Raw genomic sequence first — 17,163 nt, forward strand, 5'->3', positions numbered from 1 at the left:
ACGAGGCCGCTTTTCAAAATCTAAAATCTAAAATTATTTTTGGCCAGAACCGCCACCATTCTGCATTCTGCTCATGCGCTCGGCCATCATTTTATCATAAGCTGCAGACTGATCTGCAGTTAAAACAGCTTTGATTTTGGGCATCATCATTTGCCTTACAGACATCATCCCCTGGCGCATCACATCACGATCACCATTGGCAGCCGTTCTGATACTGTCCATTTTGGTGCTTTGCATCTGCATAATAGAAGTGATTTTTGAGGTTTGATCATCACTTAACTTCAGTTGTGTTTGCAATTGTTTGGCCTGTTCTTCCGGTGTTCTTCGTTGTCCGCCTTGTGCCTTGCTCAAAGTGGTTATGCCTGCTACAAAGCAAAGCATCAAAATTATTTTTTTCATGTTTTTAAGTTTTGGTTTATAGGATAAAGATAACATCCTATAGTTTAACTCAAAACTTGTAACTTAATTGTTGCCGTTCTGCAGTTTAGCGATTGATTTTTGCATCTGCGTCATCATTGAAGTCAGGCTTTCCATTGTTGGGTCAGGCGTTGGTTCCGGGAAATGCATCGAAATATAAGCTTTGGATTTCCACACTTCCAGAATATCTTCCGGGTTGATTTCATAAGGTTCGTAAACAGGATTATCAGAAACCAGCTTCAGCTTTTTATTGGTTTTAAATTTATTGCCGATCCGTTTATAAACCACACCGTCATCTTTGCTGATCACCACATAGGTTTCGCCGGATTTTATTTCCGCCCAGTTTTCCAGATATTCGGCAACGATGATCGAACCGGGATAAACCGGCAGCATCGAATCCCCCGTAATTTCAAAAGCGCGGTACGTTCCCTGTTTTAACATTGGCAAATGGAACTTCGGCAGCTGACTGATAAACTCCGGATCGGCATAACCGTTTAAATAACCGGCACTGGCTTTATAAGGGACCAACTCGATATTTTGCCGTTCGTTATGATCTACCGAAACACTTAAAACGCGTACATTATTTTGATCCGGCTTCGGTTTCTGCTGATATTTGTCATTGATATCTTCATTTATAAAATCCCCGATCGGGATTTCAAAAAAATTTGCTATCAAATTTAGTAATTCGTACTTCGGGTCTGCCCGGTCTTCCTCATAAGCACCAACTAATGATCGTTTTATAAGTAACTGATCTGCAAACTGTTGCTGCGTTAATCCTTTTTTTTTACGGAGATATTTAATGTTTGATGAAATTTTTGACATAAAATTTGGTATTACTAAATTTATTAGTAGCTTAGTGCTCATAAAATTAGTAATAAAATTGAATTATGCAAAATTTAAATGTTCGTAAAAGAGTAAAATTAGGAAAAAAAATTATGTATATTATTACTGACCGTAATCGGAACAGTTTGCACGTTGGCATGTGCTCTGATTTGGTTAAAACCCTTCAGTTTTATCAGCAAATGCCCAACCTGTTTTTTAATAGTTCTGATCAGTTGAACAGGCTGATTTATTTTGAAGAATTAAATTCGGAAGATGTTGCCGCAAAACGTTTTCAAACGGTAAGCTGCTTTACCAGGAGCCAGAAAGAAAACATGATCCGCTCGGTAAACCCGGATTGGGTGGATTTGACGTTGGGCTTAAAATACGAATTCGCTTTAAATTAATAAAGCGAATCCAATTTTATACCGATAAAAGAAGTATGCTTCTTTTATCCACTATTTTTTAACGAACTTGAACGCACCGGAGTTCATGCAATAACGTTTTCCGCCACGGTTTGCCGGGCCGTCATCAAAAACGTGGCCTAAATGGAAACCGGTACTTTTTTCGATCACTTCATCGCGATCCATGCCGTAGCTGCTATCGTGCACAATTTCTATCTTGCTCATATCCAGTGGTTTGACAAAGCTTGGCCAGCCCGTTCCGGATTCAAATTTATCCGCAGAAGAAAACAGCGGTTCACCAGTCGCGGCACTTACATAAATACCTTTTTCGTGGTTGTTGTAATAAGCATTGTGGTAAGGTGCTTCCGTGCCTCTGTCAACCATAATTTCGTATGCAGTTGGCGAAAGTTCTTTCTTCCACTCTGCATTGGTTTTTACGATTTTTCTCTTGGACTGATTGCTAGCCACCTTGTTTTGTCCATTTATATTCTGGCACCCGAAAAGACTAACAGATGCGGCCGTAATTGAAATTAATATCAAACGTTTCATGTTAGAATTAACGACATCCAAGTTAAAAAAGTTTGTAAAACCTGCGTCAATATAAGTTGAGGTTGTTTAAGCTTTTTTTCTAACCCTGTTTTTTTGGCTGATGCTTCTTTTACCCTATGAAAATTGGTGCTTGTACCCAGACTACAGAAATTAAAAATCGGGCAATTCCAATTTTTAGGCGATAAAAGAAGCATGGTGCAAAGTATGAAAGAACAAGTTTATACAAGTTCGTTAGCGGCAACTTCTACAAAAATCCAAATCTGCAATTTTAAAATAACATTCATCTAATTTTAAAATAAATTTGCGAAACCAAATAGTTGCGCATATATTTGCAGCCGATTGGTTTCGCGAACAAAATCAAACATTATGAGACGTGATATTTTTCAGGCAATAGCCGACCCGACAAGGCGGGCGATTATCACCTTGATTGCATTGCAGGCCATGACACCGAACGCCATTGCCGACAACTTTAACACTACCCGGCAATCTGTTTCTAAACATTTGCGCATACTTACAGAATGCGGACTTGTAAAACAGGAACAACAAGGCAGGGAAATTTACTACTCACTTGAAATCGAAAAAATGAAAGAGGTTGATAAATGGCTCAACGAATTCAGAAAAATTTGGGAAAGCCGGTTTAACCAACTCGACCAGGTATTATCAACAATTAAAAAACAGGAAAAATGAAAAACAATTTGCAATTTGATTTTACCGTTGACAAAACAACAAAAACGGTATTTGTAAACAGGGATTTTGCTGCCGGACTTTCGCTGGTATGGGACGCTTTTACCAGACAGGAAATCCTTGACCAATGGTGGGCGCCTAAACCCTGGGTTTCAAAAACAAAATTTATGGATTTTAAAGTTGGCGGGAGAAGATTTTATGCCATGGTAAGCCCCGAAGGACAAGAACATTGGTCAATTCAGGAATTTACTTCCATTAACCCGACAACCAATTTTAAATTCTTTGATGCCTTTACAGACAAGGATGAAAACATCAATACTGAAATGCCAAGTTCTGATTGGGATTTGAACTTCAGCGAACAAAACGGAACGACAAAAGTCAGTATTGCTATTAAACACAAAGCCCTTGCCGACTTAGAGAAGATAATTGAAATGGGCTTCCAGGGAGGGTTCACGATGACATTGAACTATTTGGAAGAGCTGTTGCAAACTTTACAACAACAATAGAAAAAACTGCTAACATTGGTTTGGTAAAATGGAAATTTTTGAATTTAACATTTGAACTTTAAATTCCTCCACTTTGCCAAACCAAAAAACGCAAACCGGTAAAACTCATACGGATAAAATCCAACTTAATCCGTCAACAAATCAATACAATTTGCCTGCAACGATTTCAAATGCTTGTCCAAACCGGCCAGGCCGGCTTTGTCGTTCAGTTTTTGATACAAGCTTTTGATCAAAGCCAAAGTTGCATCGTCGTGGTCGCAGGCTTCGGCTTTTTCCAAATGCGGCAGTGCTGTTTTTATCTGCCTGAAATATTGCGCTTTAAACTTTTCATAATCAGCAGGTTTGTTTTTGGCCGAATTGATCTTTTCAGTCAAACTATCTAATGGCAGCAGATATAAATAACCCAAAGCGCGGTGCGAAACGTAATAATCCGGCACGGCAGCCACTACTTTTTCATTATAAAAAATCGATTTTTCAGGCTGATGCTGGTCTTCATATAATTTGGCCAATCTGCCAAAAAAGCTGATTTCTGCTTTTGCCGGAAGTTTTTCTGAACTATGCAAAATACTATCTGCTTTTAACATGGCTTTTGCCGTTTCATTTTTGGATTGCGCTTCATTAAAATCCAGATACTGGTTATAAATTTTGCTATCGTATTGCGCCAAACAAGTTTGTGCACCGAGCAGCATCAGCAACAGGCATACTGTTTTTACAGGCATAAATTTGGTGTGGGGTTTAGTTTGAAAATAGTTTTGGTCCGGTTTTATCAAAAAAGATCATCTGTGGATTTACAAAAAATATGTCCGATCAGGATGTGCATTTCCTGTATGCGCGCTGTAATCTCCGAAGGAACAACAACGTTTAGATCGCATAAATCGTTCATTTGGCCACCGTTACGGCCGGATAAACCCAGCGTTTTGCAACCCGTTTTTTTGGCGGATTGGAAAGCAGCGAGTATGTTCCGGCTGTTTCCGCTGGTAGAAATCCCCAGAAAAAGATCGCCGGGTTTTGCCAGTGCTTCCAACTGCCTGCTGAAAATATGCTCAAAGCCATAATCGTTGGCGATGGCCGTAAGGGCAGAAGTATCGGTAGATAACGCAATGGCAGCCAGTGGTTTACGTTCTTTTACAAAACGGCCGGTAAATTCTGCCGCAATATGCTGCGCGTCGGATGCGCTGCCGCCATTTCCCGCGATCAGCAGTTTGTTGCCGCTTAAAATCGTTTCATTGATCATGGCGCAACCATTTTCTATCGGTAAAAGAAGCATTTCAATTACTTTGGCAATCAGTTCCTGGTGGTTTTTTAATTCCTGCGCTACCATATTAATCGTAGGTTTTTTCCATATCTGCAATAATTTCTTCTAAAGTGGTACTGGCACTTCCCACACGACGGATTACGATTGCCGCCGCATGATTGGCCAGTTCGCAAGCTTCTTCCACCGTAAAGCCCAACGCGGTAAAGTAAGCTAATGTAGCCAAAACGGTGTCGCCCGCGCCGGTCACATCAAAAACTTCGGTTGCTTTAACCTCCAAAAGCTGGTAAGAGTTTTGGGTGAACACGGCCATTCCGCCTTCCGATAAGGTAACAACCACGTAATCCGCATCAGTTTGCGCAAACAATGCCGAAGCCGCATTTTTTAAATCTTCGGTATGGCTGATTTTTTCAAATTTAACCGCCTGGGCCAGCTCTTTTTTATTGGGTTTGATGAGATATGCACCTTTGTATTTTGCAAAATCCAACCCTTTTGGGTCAACAATTACTTTTTTATGGATTGAACGGCAATGGTTAATGATCTGCGCACAAAGCGAAGGCGAAAAAACGCCTTTATTATAATCCGAAAACAACACCAGATCGGCAGTTGCAAAATGCGGCAAAATCTTGCCAAACAATTCCGCTTCACACTCCGGACTGATGGTTGTAGTTGTTTCACGGTCAACACGCACAATTTGGTGGCTTCCGGCAATTATCCGCGTTTTGATGGTCGTTGGCCGGTTTTTATCGGTTATGATTCCGCTGGTATCGGCGTTTTCATCGGCCAAAACTTTCAACAATTCTTTTCCGGCAACATCATCACCAATCAGGCCGGCCACAATCACATCCGCTTTAAACGACAATAAATTTTGCGCCACATTACCGGCACCGCCCAGCGTACTCGATTCTTTTTCTACATTGACCACGGGCACCGGTGCTTCCGGGGAAAGCCGCGTAGCATCGCCCCAAATGTATTGATCGATCATCAAATCACCAATAATCAAAATTTTAGGCTGACGTGAAATGGTTTGTAAAGCTTTTAATTTTTGGGGCAACATGCTGTTTTTACCGGCGAAAATAATGTTTTGATCAGGAAGCAAGACCAATTAGCCTAAAATTTATGTGCTAAAAGAAGCTTAGCGGAACAATTAGCTCAAAGCGGTTTGGCCCTTGGCCGCCAAATAAATCCCGATCCTGCAAATGCGTGTAGCGCAAACCAAATGTAAAAGGCAGCTCATTCCATAAGCTCGAATCAAAGTAAATTTCTGTTCCTGATGAACGAAAATTGGTTTTATAAGCTATTCCGTTACTGTAAACATCCGAAGCACGTGTATAATCGTAAAACACGTTTGCCCGGATGCGCAGCAGGTAAAAAAAGCTGGCAAAACCCGCATCGGTATAAGCCACCGGGAAATGATAATTGGCGGCCAGTTTATTCATTTTACGCAAGTTTTCGGCTGTATAACCTCTGGAAAAAGGCAATTGATTAGAAAACAAACTGATTCCGCCTGCACCACTATGCTGCTGATATGCGGCGTTGATCACCAGACTATTGTTCCTGAAAATCCCCGGAAAATAAAAATAAGCATTGGCCAAAAACTGGTTAGCTACGTAATGAGTAGTCGCAACTTTATAATTCAGACTGATGTTTTGCGCCAAACTTGGATAAATTTGCTGGTAAGCTTTTTGGTTTTGATGGCTGAACCTGACCGAATTATCCAGATAACTGTAAGCCTGCGTGCCCAGCAAAGCCCGGAAATCACCTTTATAAGCACTTTGATTGTACACATAATTGCTGCCGAAACCCAAATTGCTGTAATTTTGGCCGTTGCTGAAGGTAAGCGGAACAGAAAAACCGCCCTGGATTTGTGTTTCGTCCCAGTACAAATTTTGCCCCCTAAAGAAAGCACGCCGATCAAAAGTATAATTAACGCCGCCGGAAAAATAGGGGAAAAGCGCGTCGTAAACTGCATCAAAACCGATTTTTTTGTAACCTTCGTTGCGGTTGTAAGTGCCGAAAATTTCGGGCTGAAACGTATTCAAAATATTTTGGCCAACCAAAGCCAGCGTATAATCCGGATCATTAAAAGAAGGTTCGAGGCTGTGAAAATTTAACAAATGCGACAACCCGTTGTATTTTTCGGTCGTATATTTTTGACCGGGAACAGCAGCCAGCAAATCTGCATTGTTTTTCTCCAGGTCAGTAATTTTGAAATCATCAAGTGGCGCGGTAAATCCTGTTTCGGCAACCGGCTGCCATTCAATTTCATTTTTTGGGGTTTGATGCAACTCAAAACCCGAAGCCGTAAAGCTGTTGTACAAAATTTGATGATTGCCGATAGTAACCTGATAATTGCCGATCAGCGAATTGAGCATACTGTTTTTAAGCCGGTAAATTTGGTGGTTTGATAAGGTAACGGCAAACAAAGCATCGTTTTTATCACTGGCGGCCGTAAAATAAATGGTATCTTTTTGGATCGCCGGGAAACCGATCACTTTAAAACCGGCAGGCGTAAGGTTTACTAATTTGCCATTATTTAAGTTAATTTCAGACAAACTCATTTTCCCGGAAGGAAACCGGATGGCCGAAACCGCATTACTATCGTCCAAAAACTTAGGGTACGTATAAACCAAATTTTGCGGATTTGGTACTTTACGCAGCACTTTTCCGGTTGTGGCCTCAATCAAATGCAACTCGCTTTTCCCTTGCGGAGATTGCAAAACGGCGATGATCGTTTTCCCGTCTTCGCTTAAATCAGGAGAAAAATATTTGCTGTTTTTAGTGATGTTTTTTTGCGTTCCGGTTGCGACGTCCAATAATTGCAGGTCGCTGTAATCCCGATAGTTCCAGCGCAAATCCGGCCGGTAAGCGGCGTAAACAATTTTACCGTTTTTGTACGAAAACTGATTATCTAAAGAAATATCGCGCTTGCGGATCACTTTTTCCGTGTTCCCGTTCCGCAGCACAAACGTGTGCACTTTGCTGTAAGTAGATTTTACATAGATAAAAGAAGTATCATTGATGAAAGCCGGAAACTCCTGGTTGGCCACAAAATGTTTTGGCTGGGATTGCTTTGCATCCTCCGCAGAAAACTGGTTTTTGAAATAAGCCAAAGCCTTCGTCCGGAATTGCGGATAACCCAAACCCGAATATTTTTTGATTGCGCCGCGAAATGTTGATTTAACGGATGCGGCATCCTGCGTTACTTTTTTCCAGAAATCATCACCGTAATTCTCCCGTCCGAAAGCCACTTCCATATAACCCAGCGGATAATGATCGGGCACAAAATCCCGGTACGAACCGTTGCGCAGTTTCATCCAGCTATAATTTTTATTGGCCGACCACAACGCGCGGTAACCGTTGAAATAATAAGGCAGACGGCCGCGGCCTTGATTGCTTGTTAAAGTTTCATTAAAAACCGCATCACCTTCATAAAACCAGTTGGGCACGGTCAAAGTGCTTAAAACCGCTTGTCCGCCCTCGCCAAAAATGTTATGGAAAACTTTGGTGAGGCCAACATCAAAATTGTTGTATTGCTGCACGTGGCGAAATTCATGTATCGCCAGTTGGTCTGTCCAGGGCAAGCTGCCCAGCTCAAAACTGTTTTGATCTGGCGTTAAATAATATTCGCTCCGGAAAGGCGCCAAACCAACATAACCGTTGGAAACCGTGGTTTGGTTTTGGAGGACAATGTTGATCTTTTTTTGTTTAAAACCAATCGTTGGCGTAATGTCCCTGCTCATAAAATTGATGATATTGGCCACGCGTTGCGCCGAAGAATCCAAGCCCTGCGGAAAAATAACCCGTGCATTTTTTGTATTGATTTGCTGCCAATGGATGGACGGCGGGTTGCCGCCAAACTGCTGCGCCTGCAACCGGCACCAAAAAAAGGTCGATAAAAACAGTATCAGAACGGATTTGCAAATGGCAGACATTGATCAATTTTTTGCGGGACGGAAATTAACAAAATTATTTATTTCTGTGTTGCCTTGCCCAAACGATAGGAAAAACCTTTATCAAACCAACTAATTTATACCGGTAAAAGAAGCATTACATTTCGATGAAGGGTTTTCCTGAGGACCGAAACGACAAAAACCCCTTCTACACTCACATGACACGCCGTTTTGCAAAACTCCTAACTTTGCGGCATTATGGCTACAATTTCCATCAACCTCACCACCGGTTCCATCCAGCAGGAAGAAGTTATCGTTGGCATTGATCTCGGCACAACCAATTCGCTGGTGGCTTTCATCAACCCAGACAAAAACCCGCAGGTAATAAACGATACCGGCAAGGGCGTTTTGGTGCCTTCGGTGATCCATTTTGGCGAACAAGGAGAGGTTTCGGTTGGAAATGAAGCCAAAAACTTCTTGATCAGCGATCCGCAGAACACTATTTTTTCGGTAAAACGTTTGCTGGGCCGTTCTTACAAAGATGTGGCCGGTCATGAGGATTTTTTTTCCTACAAAATTATTGATGACGATACCGAAAGCCTGGTCAAAATAAAGGTTGGCGATGCTTTTTACACGCCGGTAGAATTGTCGGGCTTGATTTTAAAGGAGCTGAAAGAACGTGCCGAACATGCGATAAAAACACCGGTAAACAAAGCAGTTATCACCGTTCCGGCTTATTTTAACGATTCGCAGCGCCAAGCCACGCGCGATGCCGGTAAGCTGGCCGGTTTGGATGTGCTGCGGATTGTGAACGAGCCAACGGCCGCAAGTTTGGCGTACGGCATCGGCCTCAACCCGGAAGAAACCAAAACCATTGCCGTTTATGATTTGGGCGGAGGCACGTTTGATGTCTCCATCCTGCAGATACAAAACGGCATTTTTGAGGTTTTGGCCACCAACGGCGATACTTTTTTGGGCGGCGATGATTTTGACCGCCTGATTGTAAACTATTGGATCGAGAAAAACAACCTGCAAAAACAGCATGGCCTGCCTTACCAGGAATTAAGGTTGAAAGCCGAAGAAGCCAAAAAAGCGTTTGCCCATCAAAGTTTGTTCAATGAGAAAATTGGCGAAATCTGGTGTACGATTGACCGTAACACGTTTGAAGAATTGATTTTGCCCAAAGTGCAGCAAACCATACAAAGCTGCCGACTTGCGCTGAAAGATGCCGGTTTAGAAGTGGGCGATATTGATGAAGTGGTAATGGTTGGCGGTTCAACGCGCACGCATTTAGTGAAGAAAATGGTTTCAGAATTTTTTGGCCGCCCGGTACATGATGATGTAAATCCTGATGAAGTGGTTGCTTTAGGTGCTGCCATTCAGGCAGATATTCTGGCTGGCAACCGGACGGATATTTTGCTGCTGGACGTTACGCCGCTTTCCCTTGGCATCGAAACGATGGGCGGTTTGATGGATGTAATCATTCCGCGCAACGCCAAAATCCCGACCAAAGCCGGAAGGCAATATACAACGTCCATTGACGGACAAGTGAATATGAAAATTGCAGTTTACCAGGGCGAACGCGATCTCGTAAAAGAAAACCGCAAACTGGCCGAGTTTGACTTGAAAGGAATCCCATCCATGCCGGCCGGTTTTCCTAAAGTGGACATCAACTTTTTGCTGAATGCCGATGGTATTTTAACAATCCAGGCTGTAGAACAACGCTCTGGCGTGAAACAGGAAGTGGAAGTAAAACCGGCGTATGGCCTGACAGATGCCGAAGTAGAGCAAATGCTGATGGACAGCATTACCCACGCTCAGGACGACGTGAAGCAACGGATGCTGATCGAAGCGCGCACTGAAGGCGAACAAATGGTTTATACCGCCGAACGCTTTGTGCAAAAAAATGTAGCTTATCTGGCGGCAACAGAAATTACAGATACATTAAAGTTGGTTGCCGAACTGAAAGCATCGCTAACTTTGGGCGATAAAGATCTGATCCACAAAAACATTGATCTGCTAAACGAGTTTACAAAACCTTTTGCAGAACGGCTGATGGACCAAGCCATTGGTGTGGCCATGAAAGGCAAAAGTGTAGAGTAAGCCGATGCTGTTTTTATAGCATAAAAAAAGGCACCGATTGGTGCCTTTTCACTTTTCAGATTAAACTAAAAAATTATTCTTCGTTCCCGGCCGCTTCACGGATGGCGGCTTGTTCTTTTAAGGTTTCAATGTTGTTGGAATCGTGGAATTTATCTGTATTTCCGGCAAAATATTCCAAAATATTAGCAATTGCATCTAAATTATCAGAAATGCGTTGGTGCATATCCGGCAAATCTTTTTCTAAACGTTTGTCGCCAAGGTCAAAATTATCAACTTCTATTTTTCCTAATTTTTGTATGATTGCCTGCTGGCTGTTTTTTAAATCTTCCAGCTCGTTAACGATTTTTTCCATCGCGGCAAATTTTTTCAGGGTATCCATGGTGCTTCTTTTAAAGGGTTAAATTTGTGTTTAGTTTGCAGAACGTTGTTAAAGGGATAAAGTTTTGTGGTTTTTGGTGTGCCAAGTGAAGATTGAGCCGACGACGGGAATCGAACCTGCGACCTACTCATTACGAATGAGTTGCTCTACCAGCTGAGCTACGTCGGCAATTTTGTACCGGTAAAAGAAGCATGCTTCTTTTACCGGTACAAAATTATAATTATATCCGGTTACTCATATCCTATGCTGTTTGGAGCCGTTTCCCCCAGCGAAACAAGCAGCGTTTTTAACCTTTCGATATGTGCGGCCATTTCTTCGGCTTTTGCTGTTTTTTCGGCTTCTAAATCAGGATGGTTTAGCTGATGCTGATGTTTAGCGGTGGTTTGCAGCAAATTTTTTCGTTCTTCCAGCTTACGCAACGATACCCACAACGATTCTTCTAAAGATTCTGATTGTTTGTCCAGCAATAGTTTTTCTGTATAAACATGGCCCGTAAAGCAGCGGTAGCGGTGCGCTGTATCGTTATTCATTAAAAACAAACTGCCGCCGCAATCCGGGCAAGTGTAATCGCTGCGCGTACCAATTTTTTTCAGTTCATCAATATCGCTGATCATCTTTTCGGTCAGGGCAGCTTCAATCCTGATGTCTTCCGGAACCTGCGCGTCCGGGCTGGCTGGTTTTGTACTCATGTCATCCAAAATATAACCAATGTCGGAAATCGGTACTCTGTAATCCACATCTACATGGTTTAAAACACTGATAGGCATATCTGCAAACTCCGCTTCTTCCGGTTCCTGCACAATGCAAATGCCGCCGCACCTTTTAATGGCCAGCATGCCCGCTGTTCCGTCATCCAGCAAACCCGTAAGGATAATGCCGATGGTTTTAGCGTTGAATGCAGCTGCTGCCGACCGGAACAAAACATCAATAGACGGCCGCCAGCGGTTTTCGTGCGGACCTTTAATCACCCTGATAACCTCTGCAGTTACCAGGGTTTGAAAATCCGGCCTGGCAATATAAACGTGTTTGTTTTTGATGATCTCGCCGTCTTCTGCAATTTTGCAGGTAAAAGGGGTTTGTTTTTGCAGGTGATGGACCAAAATGCTTCCGTTAGAGCTGCGGGCCACATGCAGCACTACAAGTATGGTCGCATCCAGATCAGGGCGGATATTTTTCAATACACTGCTGATTGCCTGTAAGCCGCCGGCCGAAGCCCCGATAACAATTACGGATTTAAGATCACTCATATTTTACAAAGAAACAAACTTTAAAAATTTTTCAGGCTGATAGAAACTATTGTACCAGCTATTGCCTGCGGCTCTATTTTCAGGCTGCCCTTATATAACCTTAACCTGTTTTTAATGCTGCTTAAACCAATGCCTTTTGGCACAGTGGCATCTTTTTTAAAACCGGTGCCATTATCAGCAACTGTAAGTACAATAAGTTTGTTTTTTTTAACCGCTTCTATGTTGATTTTAGTGGGCGAAGCGTGTTTAATGGCATTGTTCACCAGTTCCTGTATCATCCGGAAAATGTTTAACTGCAACGGAAAATCCTGGTTTTGGCCAATATTGGTTACCTTGCTGCTGATCGATAAATTTTTGTTAGACAGGCGGACTGCCATATCTTCCAGCGTAGCTGCAAGGCCAAAATCTGCCAGGATTGAAGGCGTAAGCTCAAAAGAGATATTGCGGATATCTTTGATACTTCTGTTCAGCAGATAGGTAACTTGTTCAAAATCAGCATAATCAGGTGCTTTTTTTATCTGTTCTATATTTAATTTAATAGCATAAAGCATTTGGGCAATGCCATCGTGTAAAACCTCACTAATCCTTTTCTTCTCCCTTTCTTCGGCCTGCAGGCCGGCAGCCAAAATCATCTGCTGGTTTTCTTGTTTAATGCGGATGGAATCGAGTTCCAAAATCATCTTCTCGCTAATGTCTGTAAATGTGCCGATCAGTCGTTTCTTATCATCTTTATATGTAACTACCTGTGCCCTTGCCTGTATATATTTTATGTTTTGATCGGGCATAAGCGCCCTGAAACGAATGGACAGCTGTTTTTCTGCTACTATGGTATGCCTGATCTGCAGTTCCACATTTTTACGGTCATTTGGGTGGATATGGCGCAGCAGCGTATCGTATTTTTCATCAAAAGCCAGCAGCTCGATACCATACAGCGAGCAGCAAAACTTATCCAAACAAACTTTACCCGTAATGATATCGATTTCCCAAATGCCTGTTGAAGAGGCACTTAATGCTATGTCGAGCTGTGTTTTGGCATCTTTTAACTTTACTTGTGCCTGTTGTTTTTCGGTACAATCGATAACGGTCAAATAATATTGTGCATCGCCGGAAACCGGTTGAAGCGCAACGCCCTCAAGCTGTACAATCAGCACTTTTTTGGCGGCCGTTTGCATCCGGATCTGGCAGCTTAAAGATTTAGGTGATAAAAGAAGCTTATGGAAATAAACGTAAAACTGATCCGAGTCTTCTTTATAAATGTTCAGTAACAAAGGTTTGTGCAGCAATATGTTTTTTTCAACCTCCAGCAATTGCAAGGCTGCATGGTTTGCTTCCCGCACAACGGCAAATTTATCTAATACAATATACCCAACCGGAGCCAGCTCAAACAGGTTTTCATACTTCATTCGCTGCAGCTCCAGTTCGGCGGTGGCCAGCTGCAGTTCGTCGTTTTGCATTTCCAGCTCAATGTGGTAAAGCTGTAATTCCTGCAGCATACGCTTTACTTCTGTAACCGGCAAATCACTAATGCTGTTTTTATCGGTAGATAATACGTCTTTAGCCTTTTTCCGCAGCAATGCTATCCCTTTTTCTTTACTGTTTTTCATAAACTAATCATGACGGGAGGTTTTCAATTACCGCCAAAACCAACAGTGTTTCTTTCGTTTGCCTGTCTATAGACGGAATACTGTTGAAAGAAAACTTCTTATTTCCAATCTGCGGAAAATCCTGATCCAGTAAAATCCTGACATCTTCATCTGCCATGTTTTTTATCACTTTATCCAGCCGGTTTGTTTTCCAGTATTCGTGCACCAATACTGCAAAAGGCATCCCGTTCAAATCGTGTTCCTTCAAATCAAAATAGTCTGTAAACAAATTATTTGCTTCGATCACCTGTAATTTTCCATCCAGCAACAAGGCCGGCTGCTGCATCAGGCTGACCGAAGTTTTTGCATAAGTAATAATGGTGGCCAGTTTGTGCTCCATTATTTTGAGGGAAGTAATATCTGTAAAAGTAAGCACTACACCGCTTATAAAATTATCTATGGTGCGATAAGGCATAATCCGCAGGTTAAACCAGCTGTTTTTCTGGGTTTTGATTTCAACTTCCCGGGCAACCAGTGTTTCTATGACATTAAAAATCAACTGATTGATATTAGGCAGATCAAAATTGAGCACAATATCCGTAATAGACCTGCCAATATCCGTAGAAATTACATTGAGCAGCGTTTGTATTTTGGGCGTAAAGCGCAGGATTTTCAACTCGTTGTCCAGAAAAATCGTGCCGATTTCGGTGCTGTCGAGCAGGTTTTTCATATCATTGTTCAAGTGGGTAAGCTCTTCGGTTTTGGCCTGATACGAAGTATTGATCGTCATCAGTTCCTCGTTTAAAGATTGCATTTCCTCCTTTGTGGTCAATGATTCTTCATTAGTGCTTTGCAGTTCTTCGTTCATGCTTTGCAGCTCTTCATTGGTAGATTTCAGTTCCTCCAGCGAAGTTTCCATCTGCTCAATCGTACTGTTTAACTGCTGTTTGGTATATTCCAGCTCTTTTTCCAAAATTTCTGCAAGCGGGTTGGCCTCCTTGTTTTTTTCTTTGAGTGCTTTTTTTACCGATGCTTTTTTTACCAGCCCTTTATCTTCCAGGACAATCAAAACCAGGCCGTGCAAAGCGGGCGTGTCCAGCAAAGAAACTTTCAGGTTTACCAGCCGTGTTTGCTGGTCTTCTTTCACTTTAATATCATTGATGCTGATGTCGTTTTTCTGAATGTGTGCCTGGTAAATTGCATTCCGCAGCACATATTTCAGCTCATCTTTGATCATCTCATAGATATTGATCACCGCTTCGCCCGAGTTCAGCTCTAAAAACTTTCCGGTTTTGCCGTTGATGTACATGATATTGCCATCTTCATCCACCAAAATGGAAACCGGTGTATAATTAGCCAGCAAAAACCTGTTGAAATTATCGGCCATGCTGTTTTTACCCCATGTTTTTAGTTCGGGTTTTTTACTGATATTGATCGTTTGTTTAGAAACATTGAACGGGAAATCAATTACTTTCGGTGAGTAAACAGAACCTTCCCGTCGTTCAAAAATCTTCCACTTTGGGTCAATCGGCGCAAACATGTCCGTAAAACCACCAATGGTTTCTGCCGGCCCCATTAATAAAATCCCTTTTGGTTTGAGGGAATAATGATAAATCGGGATAATTTTTTTTTGCAGTTCCGCGTTCAGGTAAATCATTACGTTGCGGCACGACAATAAATCTAAACGGGTAAAAGGAGCGTCTTTAATCAGGTTGTGCTGTGCAAACACAATCATCTCACGCAGTTCTTTTTTTATCTGAAATTTCTCATTCCGTTTCACAAAAAAGCGTTCCATCCTGTCTTGTGAAACATCGGCCACAATATTGCTGTGGTAAATGCCTGCGCGTGCGGTTTCTATCGCTTCTTTATCCAAATCGGTTGCAAAAATCTGTATTTTGGGCACCCGGTTAACCCTTGAATTGCTAAAACACTCGATCAGGAGCATGGCAATGGTATAAGCTTCTTCGCCGGTAGAGCAGCCGGCCACCCAAACGCGGACTGGTTCGCTCTCCGTTTTATAACTCAGGAAATGGTAGAATTTTTCTTTCAACGACTCGAAAGCCTGTGCATCCCTAAAAAACTTGGTTACGCCAATCAGCAATTCATTAAAAAGAACATTAATCTCATGCGGGTTTTCGCGCAAGTAACTGATGTAGTGGTTATAGTCCGGCAACTGGTGGAAAGCCAGCCGACGATCGATCCGCCGCGTGATCGTATTTTTTTTATAATGAGAAAAATCATGACCGGTTTGGCTGCGCAGGATCATCAGGATTTTAAAAATGGAATTACTGTCTTTGATTTCTTTTTTTACAGGTTCTGTCGGGTCTTCACTCAGTGCCGGATGGTTCATGTACTGGATCAGTTTTACCGGCATTTCCTCCGGGGACAGCACGTAATCAACCAAATTAGTACCGATAGAGGCTTTGGGCATACTATCAAACTGAGCCGTTTCCGGGTCCTGCACCATGGCCATGCCCAGTTTCTCTTTAATCATCCGCAGGCCGGTTTCCCCATCAGATCCCATCCCCGAAAAAATGATGGCAACTGCTTTGTTCCATTGGTCTTCCGCCAGGCTTTGCAGAAAATAATCAATCGGCAACCGGAAGCCATGCGCCTTACCGGGCGAAAACAGCAGCAATTTGCGGTTATGTATGCCCATATCCTTGTTTGGCGGAATAACGTAAACATGGTCCGGCTGTATCAGCATTCCATCGCGGGCTTCGGCCACAGGCATTGGCGAGAAAGTTTGTATCACATCTGTAACGCCGCTGTTGTGGTTCGGGTCAAGGTGCATTACAATTATAAAAGCCATCCCGCTATCGGAAGGCATGTTCATAAAAAACTTTTCAAACGATTGAAAAGAACCGGCAGAACCGCCGATGCATATAATCGGGAAAGACTTTGGCTTTTTATTTCTGAGTAAAGTATTGTTTTTTTTGACTGTTTTTCGATTGATTTTTACTGTTTCAGGTTCACCTGGCATATCACTTTCCATCACCGCGTTTTTATAATTTAATTGATAAAATTAAGATTTATGTTCAGGTATTCTGTTGTTGAAGAGAAACAGATTGTACAATAAGCACAAATAACAATTGGGCAGCCAATAATAGGTATGAATATTCCTGAAAATTTTTTAAAATAGCCGGAAAAAATCAGGAGTAGTACGATTCGGATTTATTTTACGGGAGAAGAAATTTTTTGTAACCCTTGCTTATTTTGTTTCGTACAAAGCAGCAGTTCCCTCTCATTATTTAGGTTTATAATTGGTTAAAGCCTCCTGATCTCCCCGGTTCGGAGGCTTTTTTTCACAACAGAAAATGAAAGCAT

Annotated in this window: 15 protein-coding genes and 1 tRNA gene; 4 read left to right on the plus strand and 12 right to left on the minus strand. The window is 42.2% G+C overall.

The features are described from left to right. Nucleotides 1-33: 33 nt before the first annotated feature. Together ACOFKR_RS05840 and ACOFKR_RS05845 are read right to left on the minus strand one after the other, a co-directional pair. The gene (locus ACOFKR_RS05840; RefSeq protein WP_419803081.1) at nt 34-399 is read right to left on the minus strand and encodes a hypothetical protein; all 366 of its coding nucleotides are present in this window, start codon (nt 397-399) and stop codon (nt 34-36) included. Nucleotides 400-462: 63 nt separating this feature from the next. Next, on the minus strand, nt 463-1,239 hold the full coding sequence (locus ACOFKR_RS05845) for an XRE family transcriptional regulator (protein ID WP_419803082.1): 777 nt from the start codon (nt 1,237-1,239) through the stop codon (nt 463-465). A 113-nt stretch (nt 1,240-1,352) separates the two neighbouring features. On the opposite strand from ACOFKR_RS05845, the gene ACOFKR_RS05850 reads away from it, so the two are divergent. Further along, nucleotides 1,353-1,643, plus strand: coding sequence for a GIY-YIG nuclease family protein (locus tag ACOFKR_RS05850; RefSeq protein ID WP_419803083.1), 291 nt, complete (start codon nt 1,353-1,355; stop codon nt 1,641-1,643). Between the two features lie 51 nt (nt 1,644-1,694). Here the strand turns inward: ACOFKR_RS05850 and msrB are convergent, their stop codons facing one another. Next, nucleotides 1,695-2,108 (minus strand): peptide-methionine (R)-S-oxide reductase MsrB, encoded by a 414-nt coding sequence (msrB, locus tag ACOFKR_RS05855; RefSeq protein WP_419803084.1) that lies wholly within the window; start codon nt 2,106-2,108, stop codon nt 1,695-1,697. Between the two features lie 447 nt (nt 2,109-2,555). Between msrB and ACOFKR_RS05860 the strand changes: the two genes are divergently transcribed. Then, a complete protein-coding gene (locus ACOFKR_RS05860; protein ID WP_419803085.1) occupies nt 2,556-2,876 on the plus strand; it encodes an ArsR/SmtB family transcription factor in 321 nt (106 codons plus the stop codon). Further along, the gene (locus tag ACOFKR_RS05865) at nt 2,873-3,379 is read left to right on the plus strand and encodes an SRPBCC family protein (protein WP_419803086.1); all 507 of its coding nucleotides are present in this window, start codon (nt 2,873-2,875) and stop codon (nt 3,377-3,379) included. The genes ACOFKR_RS05860 and ACOFKR_RS05865 overlap by 4 nt, the downstream gene beginning before the upstream one ends. Before the next feature lie 125 nt (nt 3,380-3,504). On the opposite strand, the gene ACOFKR_RS05870 is transcribed toward ACOFKR_RS05865, so the two are convergent. The 4 genes from ACOFKR_RS05870 to ACOFKR_RS05885 form a co-directional block, all read right to left on the minus strand. Beyond that, the gene (locus ACOFKR_RS05870) at nt 3,505-4,098 is read right to left on the minus strand and encodes a hypothetical protein (protein ID WP_419803087.1); all 594 of its coding nucleotides are present in this window, start codon (nt 4,096-4,098) and stop codon (nt 3,505-3,507) included. 47 nt (nt 4,099-4,145) lie between these two features. Next, nucleotides 4,146-4,700 carry a D-sedoheptulose 7-phosphate isomerase gene (locus ACOFKR_RS05875; protein ID WP_419803088.1) on the minus strand — a complete coding sequence of 185 codons (555 nt, stop codon included), beginning with the start codon at nt 4,698-4,700 and terminating at the stop codon, nt 4,146-4,148. Between the two features lies 1 nt (nt 4,701). Continuing rightward, on the minus strand, nt 4,702-5,688 hold the full coding sequence (rfaE1, locus tag ACOFKR_RS05880) for a D-glycero-beta-D-manno-heptose-7-phosphate kinase (protein ID WP_419803089.1): 987 nt from the start codon (nt 5,686-5,688) through the stop codon (nt 4,702-4,704). 67 nt (nt 5,689-5,755) lie between these two features. Further along, nucleotides 5,756-8,566, minus strand: coding sequence for a TolB family protein (locus ACOFKR_RS05885; RefSeq protein ID WP_419803090.1), 2,811 nt, complete (start codon nt 8,564-8,566; stop codon nt 5,756-5,758). A gap of 216 nt (nt 8,567-8,782) precedes the next feature. On the opposite strand from ACOFKR_RS05885, the gene hscA reads away from it, so the two are divergent. After that, a complete protein-coding gene (hscA, locus tag ACOFKR_RS05890; protein ID WP_419803091.1) occupies nt 8,783-10,627 on the plus strand; it encodes a Fe-S protein assembly chaperone HscA in 1,845 nt (614 codons plus the stop codon). A gap of 73 nt (nt 10,628-10,700) precedes the next feature. On the opposite strand, the gene ACOFKR_RS05895 is transcribed toward hscA, so the two are convergent. The 5 genes from ACOFKR_RS05895 to ACOFKR_RS05915 form a co-directional block, all read right to left on the minus strand. Next, nucleotides 10,701-11,006, minus strand: a complete 306-nt coding sequence (locus ACOFKR_RS05895) for a hypothetical protein (protein ID WP_419803092.1) — start codon at nt 11,004-11,006, stop codon at nt 10,701-10,703. A 95-nt stretch (nt 11,007-11,101) separates the two neighbouring features. Continuing rightward, nucleotides 11,102-11,174: transfer RNA gene (locus ACOFKR_RS05900), tRNA-Thr, on the minus strand. A gap of 62 nt (nt 11,175-11,236) precedes the next feature. After that, the gene (locus ACOFKR_RS05905; protein WP_419803093.1) at nt 11,237-12,253 is read right to left on the minus strand and encodes a chemotaxis protein CheB; all 1,017 of its coding nucleotides are present in this window, start codon (nt 12,251-12,253) and stop codon (nt 11,237-11,239) included. Nucleotides 12,254-12,273: 20 nt separating this feature from the next. Beyond that, entirely contained in the window at nt 12,274-13,857 is a 1,584-nt protein-coding gene (locus tag ACOFKR_RS05910; RefSeq protein WP_419803094.1) for a PAS domain-containing sensor histidine kinase, read from the minus strand. A gap of 7 nt (nt 13,858-13,864) precedes the next feature. Beyond that, nucleotides 13,865-16,819 carry a CheR family methyltransferase gene (locus tag ACOFKR_RS05915; protein ID WP_419803095.1) on the minus strand — a complete coding sequence of 985 codons (2,955 nt, stop codon included), beginning with the start codon at nt 16,817-16,819 and terminating at the stop codon, nt 13,865-13,867. Nucleotides 16,820-17,163 lie beyond the last annotated feature (344 nt).

Origin of the sequence: Mucilaginibacter sp., assembly GCF_965201005.1 — a bacterium.
Lineage (GTDB): Bacteria > Bacteroidota > Bacteroidia > Sphingobacteriales > Sphingobacteriaceae > Mucilaginibacter_A.

What these genes read in the sequence shown, in the direction of transcription:
- ACOFKR_RS05840 (WP_419803081.1), bottom strand. Translation starts at nt 399, where the DNA reads ATGAAAAAAATAATTTTGATGCTTTGCTTTGTAGCAGGCATAACCACT.
- ACOFKR_RS05845 (WP_419803082.1), bottom strand. Translation starts at nt 1,239, where the DNA reads ATGTCAAAAATTTCATCAAACATTAAATATCTCCGTAAAAAAAAAGGA.
- ACOFKR_RS05850 (WP_419803083.1), top strand. Translation starts at nt 1,353, where the DNA reads ATGTATATTATTACTGACCGTAATCGGAACAGTTTGCACGTTGGCATG.
- ACOFKR_RS05860 (WP_419803085.1), top strand. Translation starts at nt 2,556, where the DNA reads ATGAGACGTGATATTTTTCAGGCAATAGCCGACCCGACAAGGCGGGCG.
- ACOFKR_RS05865 (WP_419803086.1), top strand. Translation starts at nt 2,873, where the DNA reads ATGAAAAACAATTTGCAATTTGATTTTACCGTTGACAAAACAACAAAA.
- ACOFKR_RS05870 (WP_419803087.1), bottom strand. Translation starts at nt 4,098, where the DNA reads ATGCCTGTAAAAACAGTATGCCTGTTGCTGATGCTGCTCGGTGCACAA.
- ACOFKR_RS05875 (WP_419803088.1), bottom strand. Translation starts at nt 4,700, where the DNA reads ATGGTAGCGCAGGAATTAAAAAACCACCAGGAACTGATTGCCAAAGTA.
- rfaE1 (WP_419803089.1), bottom strand. Translation starts at nt 5,688, where the DNA reads ATGTTGCCCCAAAAATTAAAAGCTTTACAAACCATTTCACGTCAGCCT.
- ACOFKR_RS05885 (WP_419803090.1), bottom strand. Translation starts at nt 8,566, where the DNA reads ATGTCTGCCATTTGCAAATCCGTTCTGATACTGTTTTTATCGACCTTT.
- hscA (WP_419803091.1), top strand. Translation starts at nt 8,783, where the DNA reads ATGGCTACAATTTCCATCAACCTCACCACCGGTTCCATCCAGCAGGAA.
- ACOFKR_RS05895 (WP_419803092.1), bottom strand. Translation starts at nt 11,006, where the DNA reads ATGGATACCCTGAAAAAATTTGCCGCGATGGAAAAAATCGTTAACGAG.
- ACOFKR_RS05905 (WP_419803093.1), bottom strand. Translation starts at nt 12,253, where the DNA reads ATGAGTGATCTTAAATCCGTAATTGTTATCGGGGCTTCGGCCGGCGGC.
- ACOFKR_RS05910 (WP_419803094.1), bottom strand. Translation starts at nt 13,857, where the DNA reads ATGAAAAACAGTAAAGAAAAAGGGATAGCATTGCTGCGGAAAAAGGCT.
- ACOFKR_RS05915 (WP_419803095.1), bottom strand. Translation starts at nt 16,819, where the DNA reads ATGCCAGGTGAACCTGAAACAGTAAAAATCAATCGAAAAACAGTCAAA.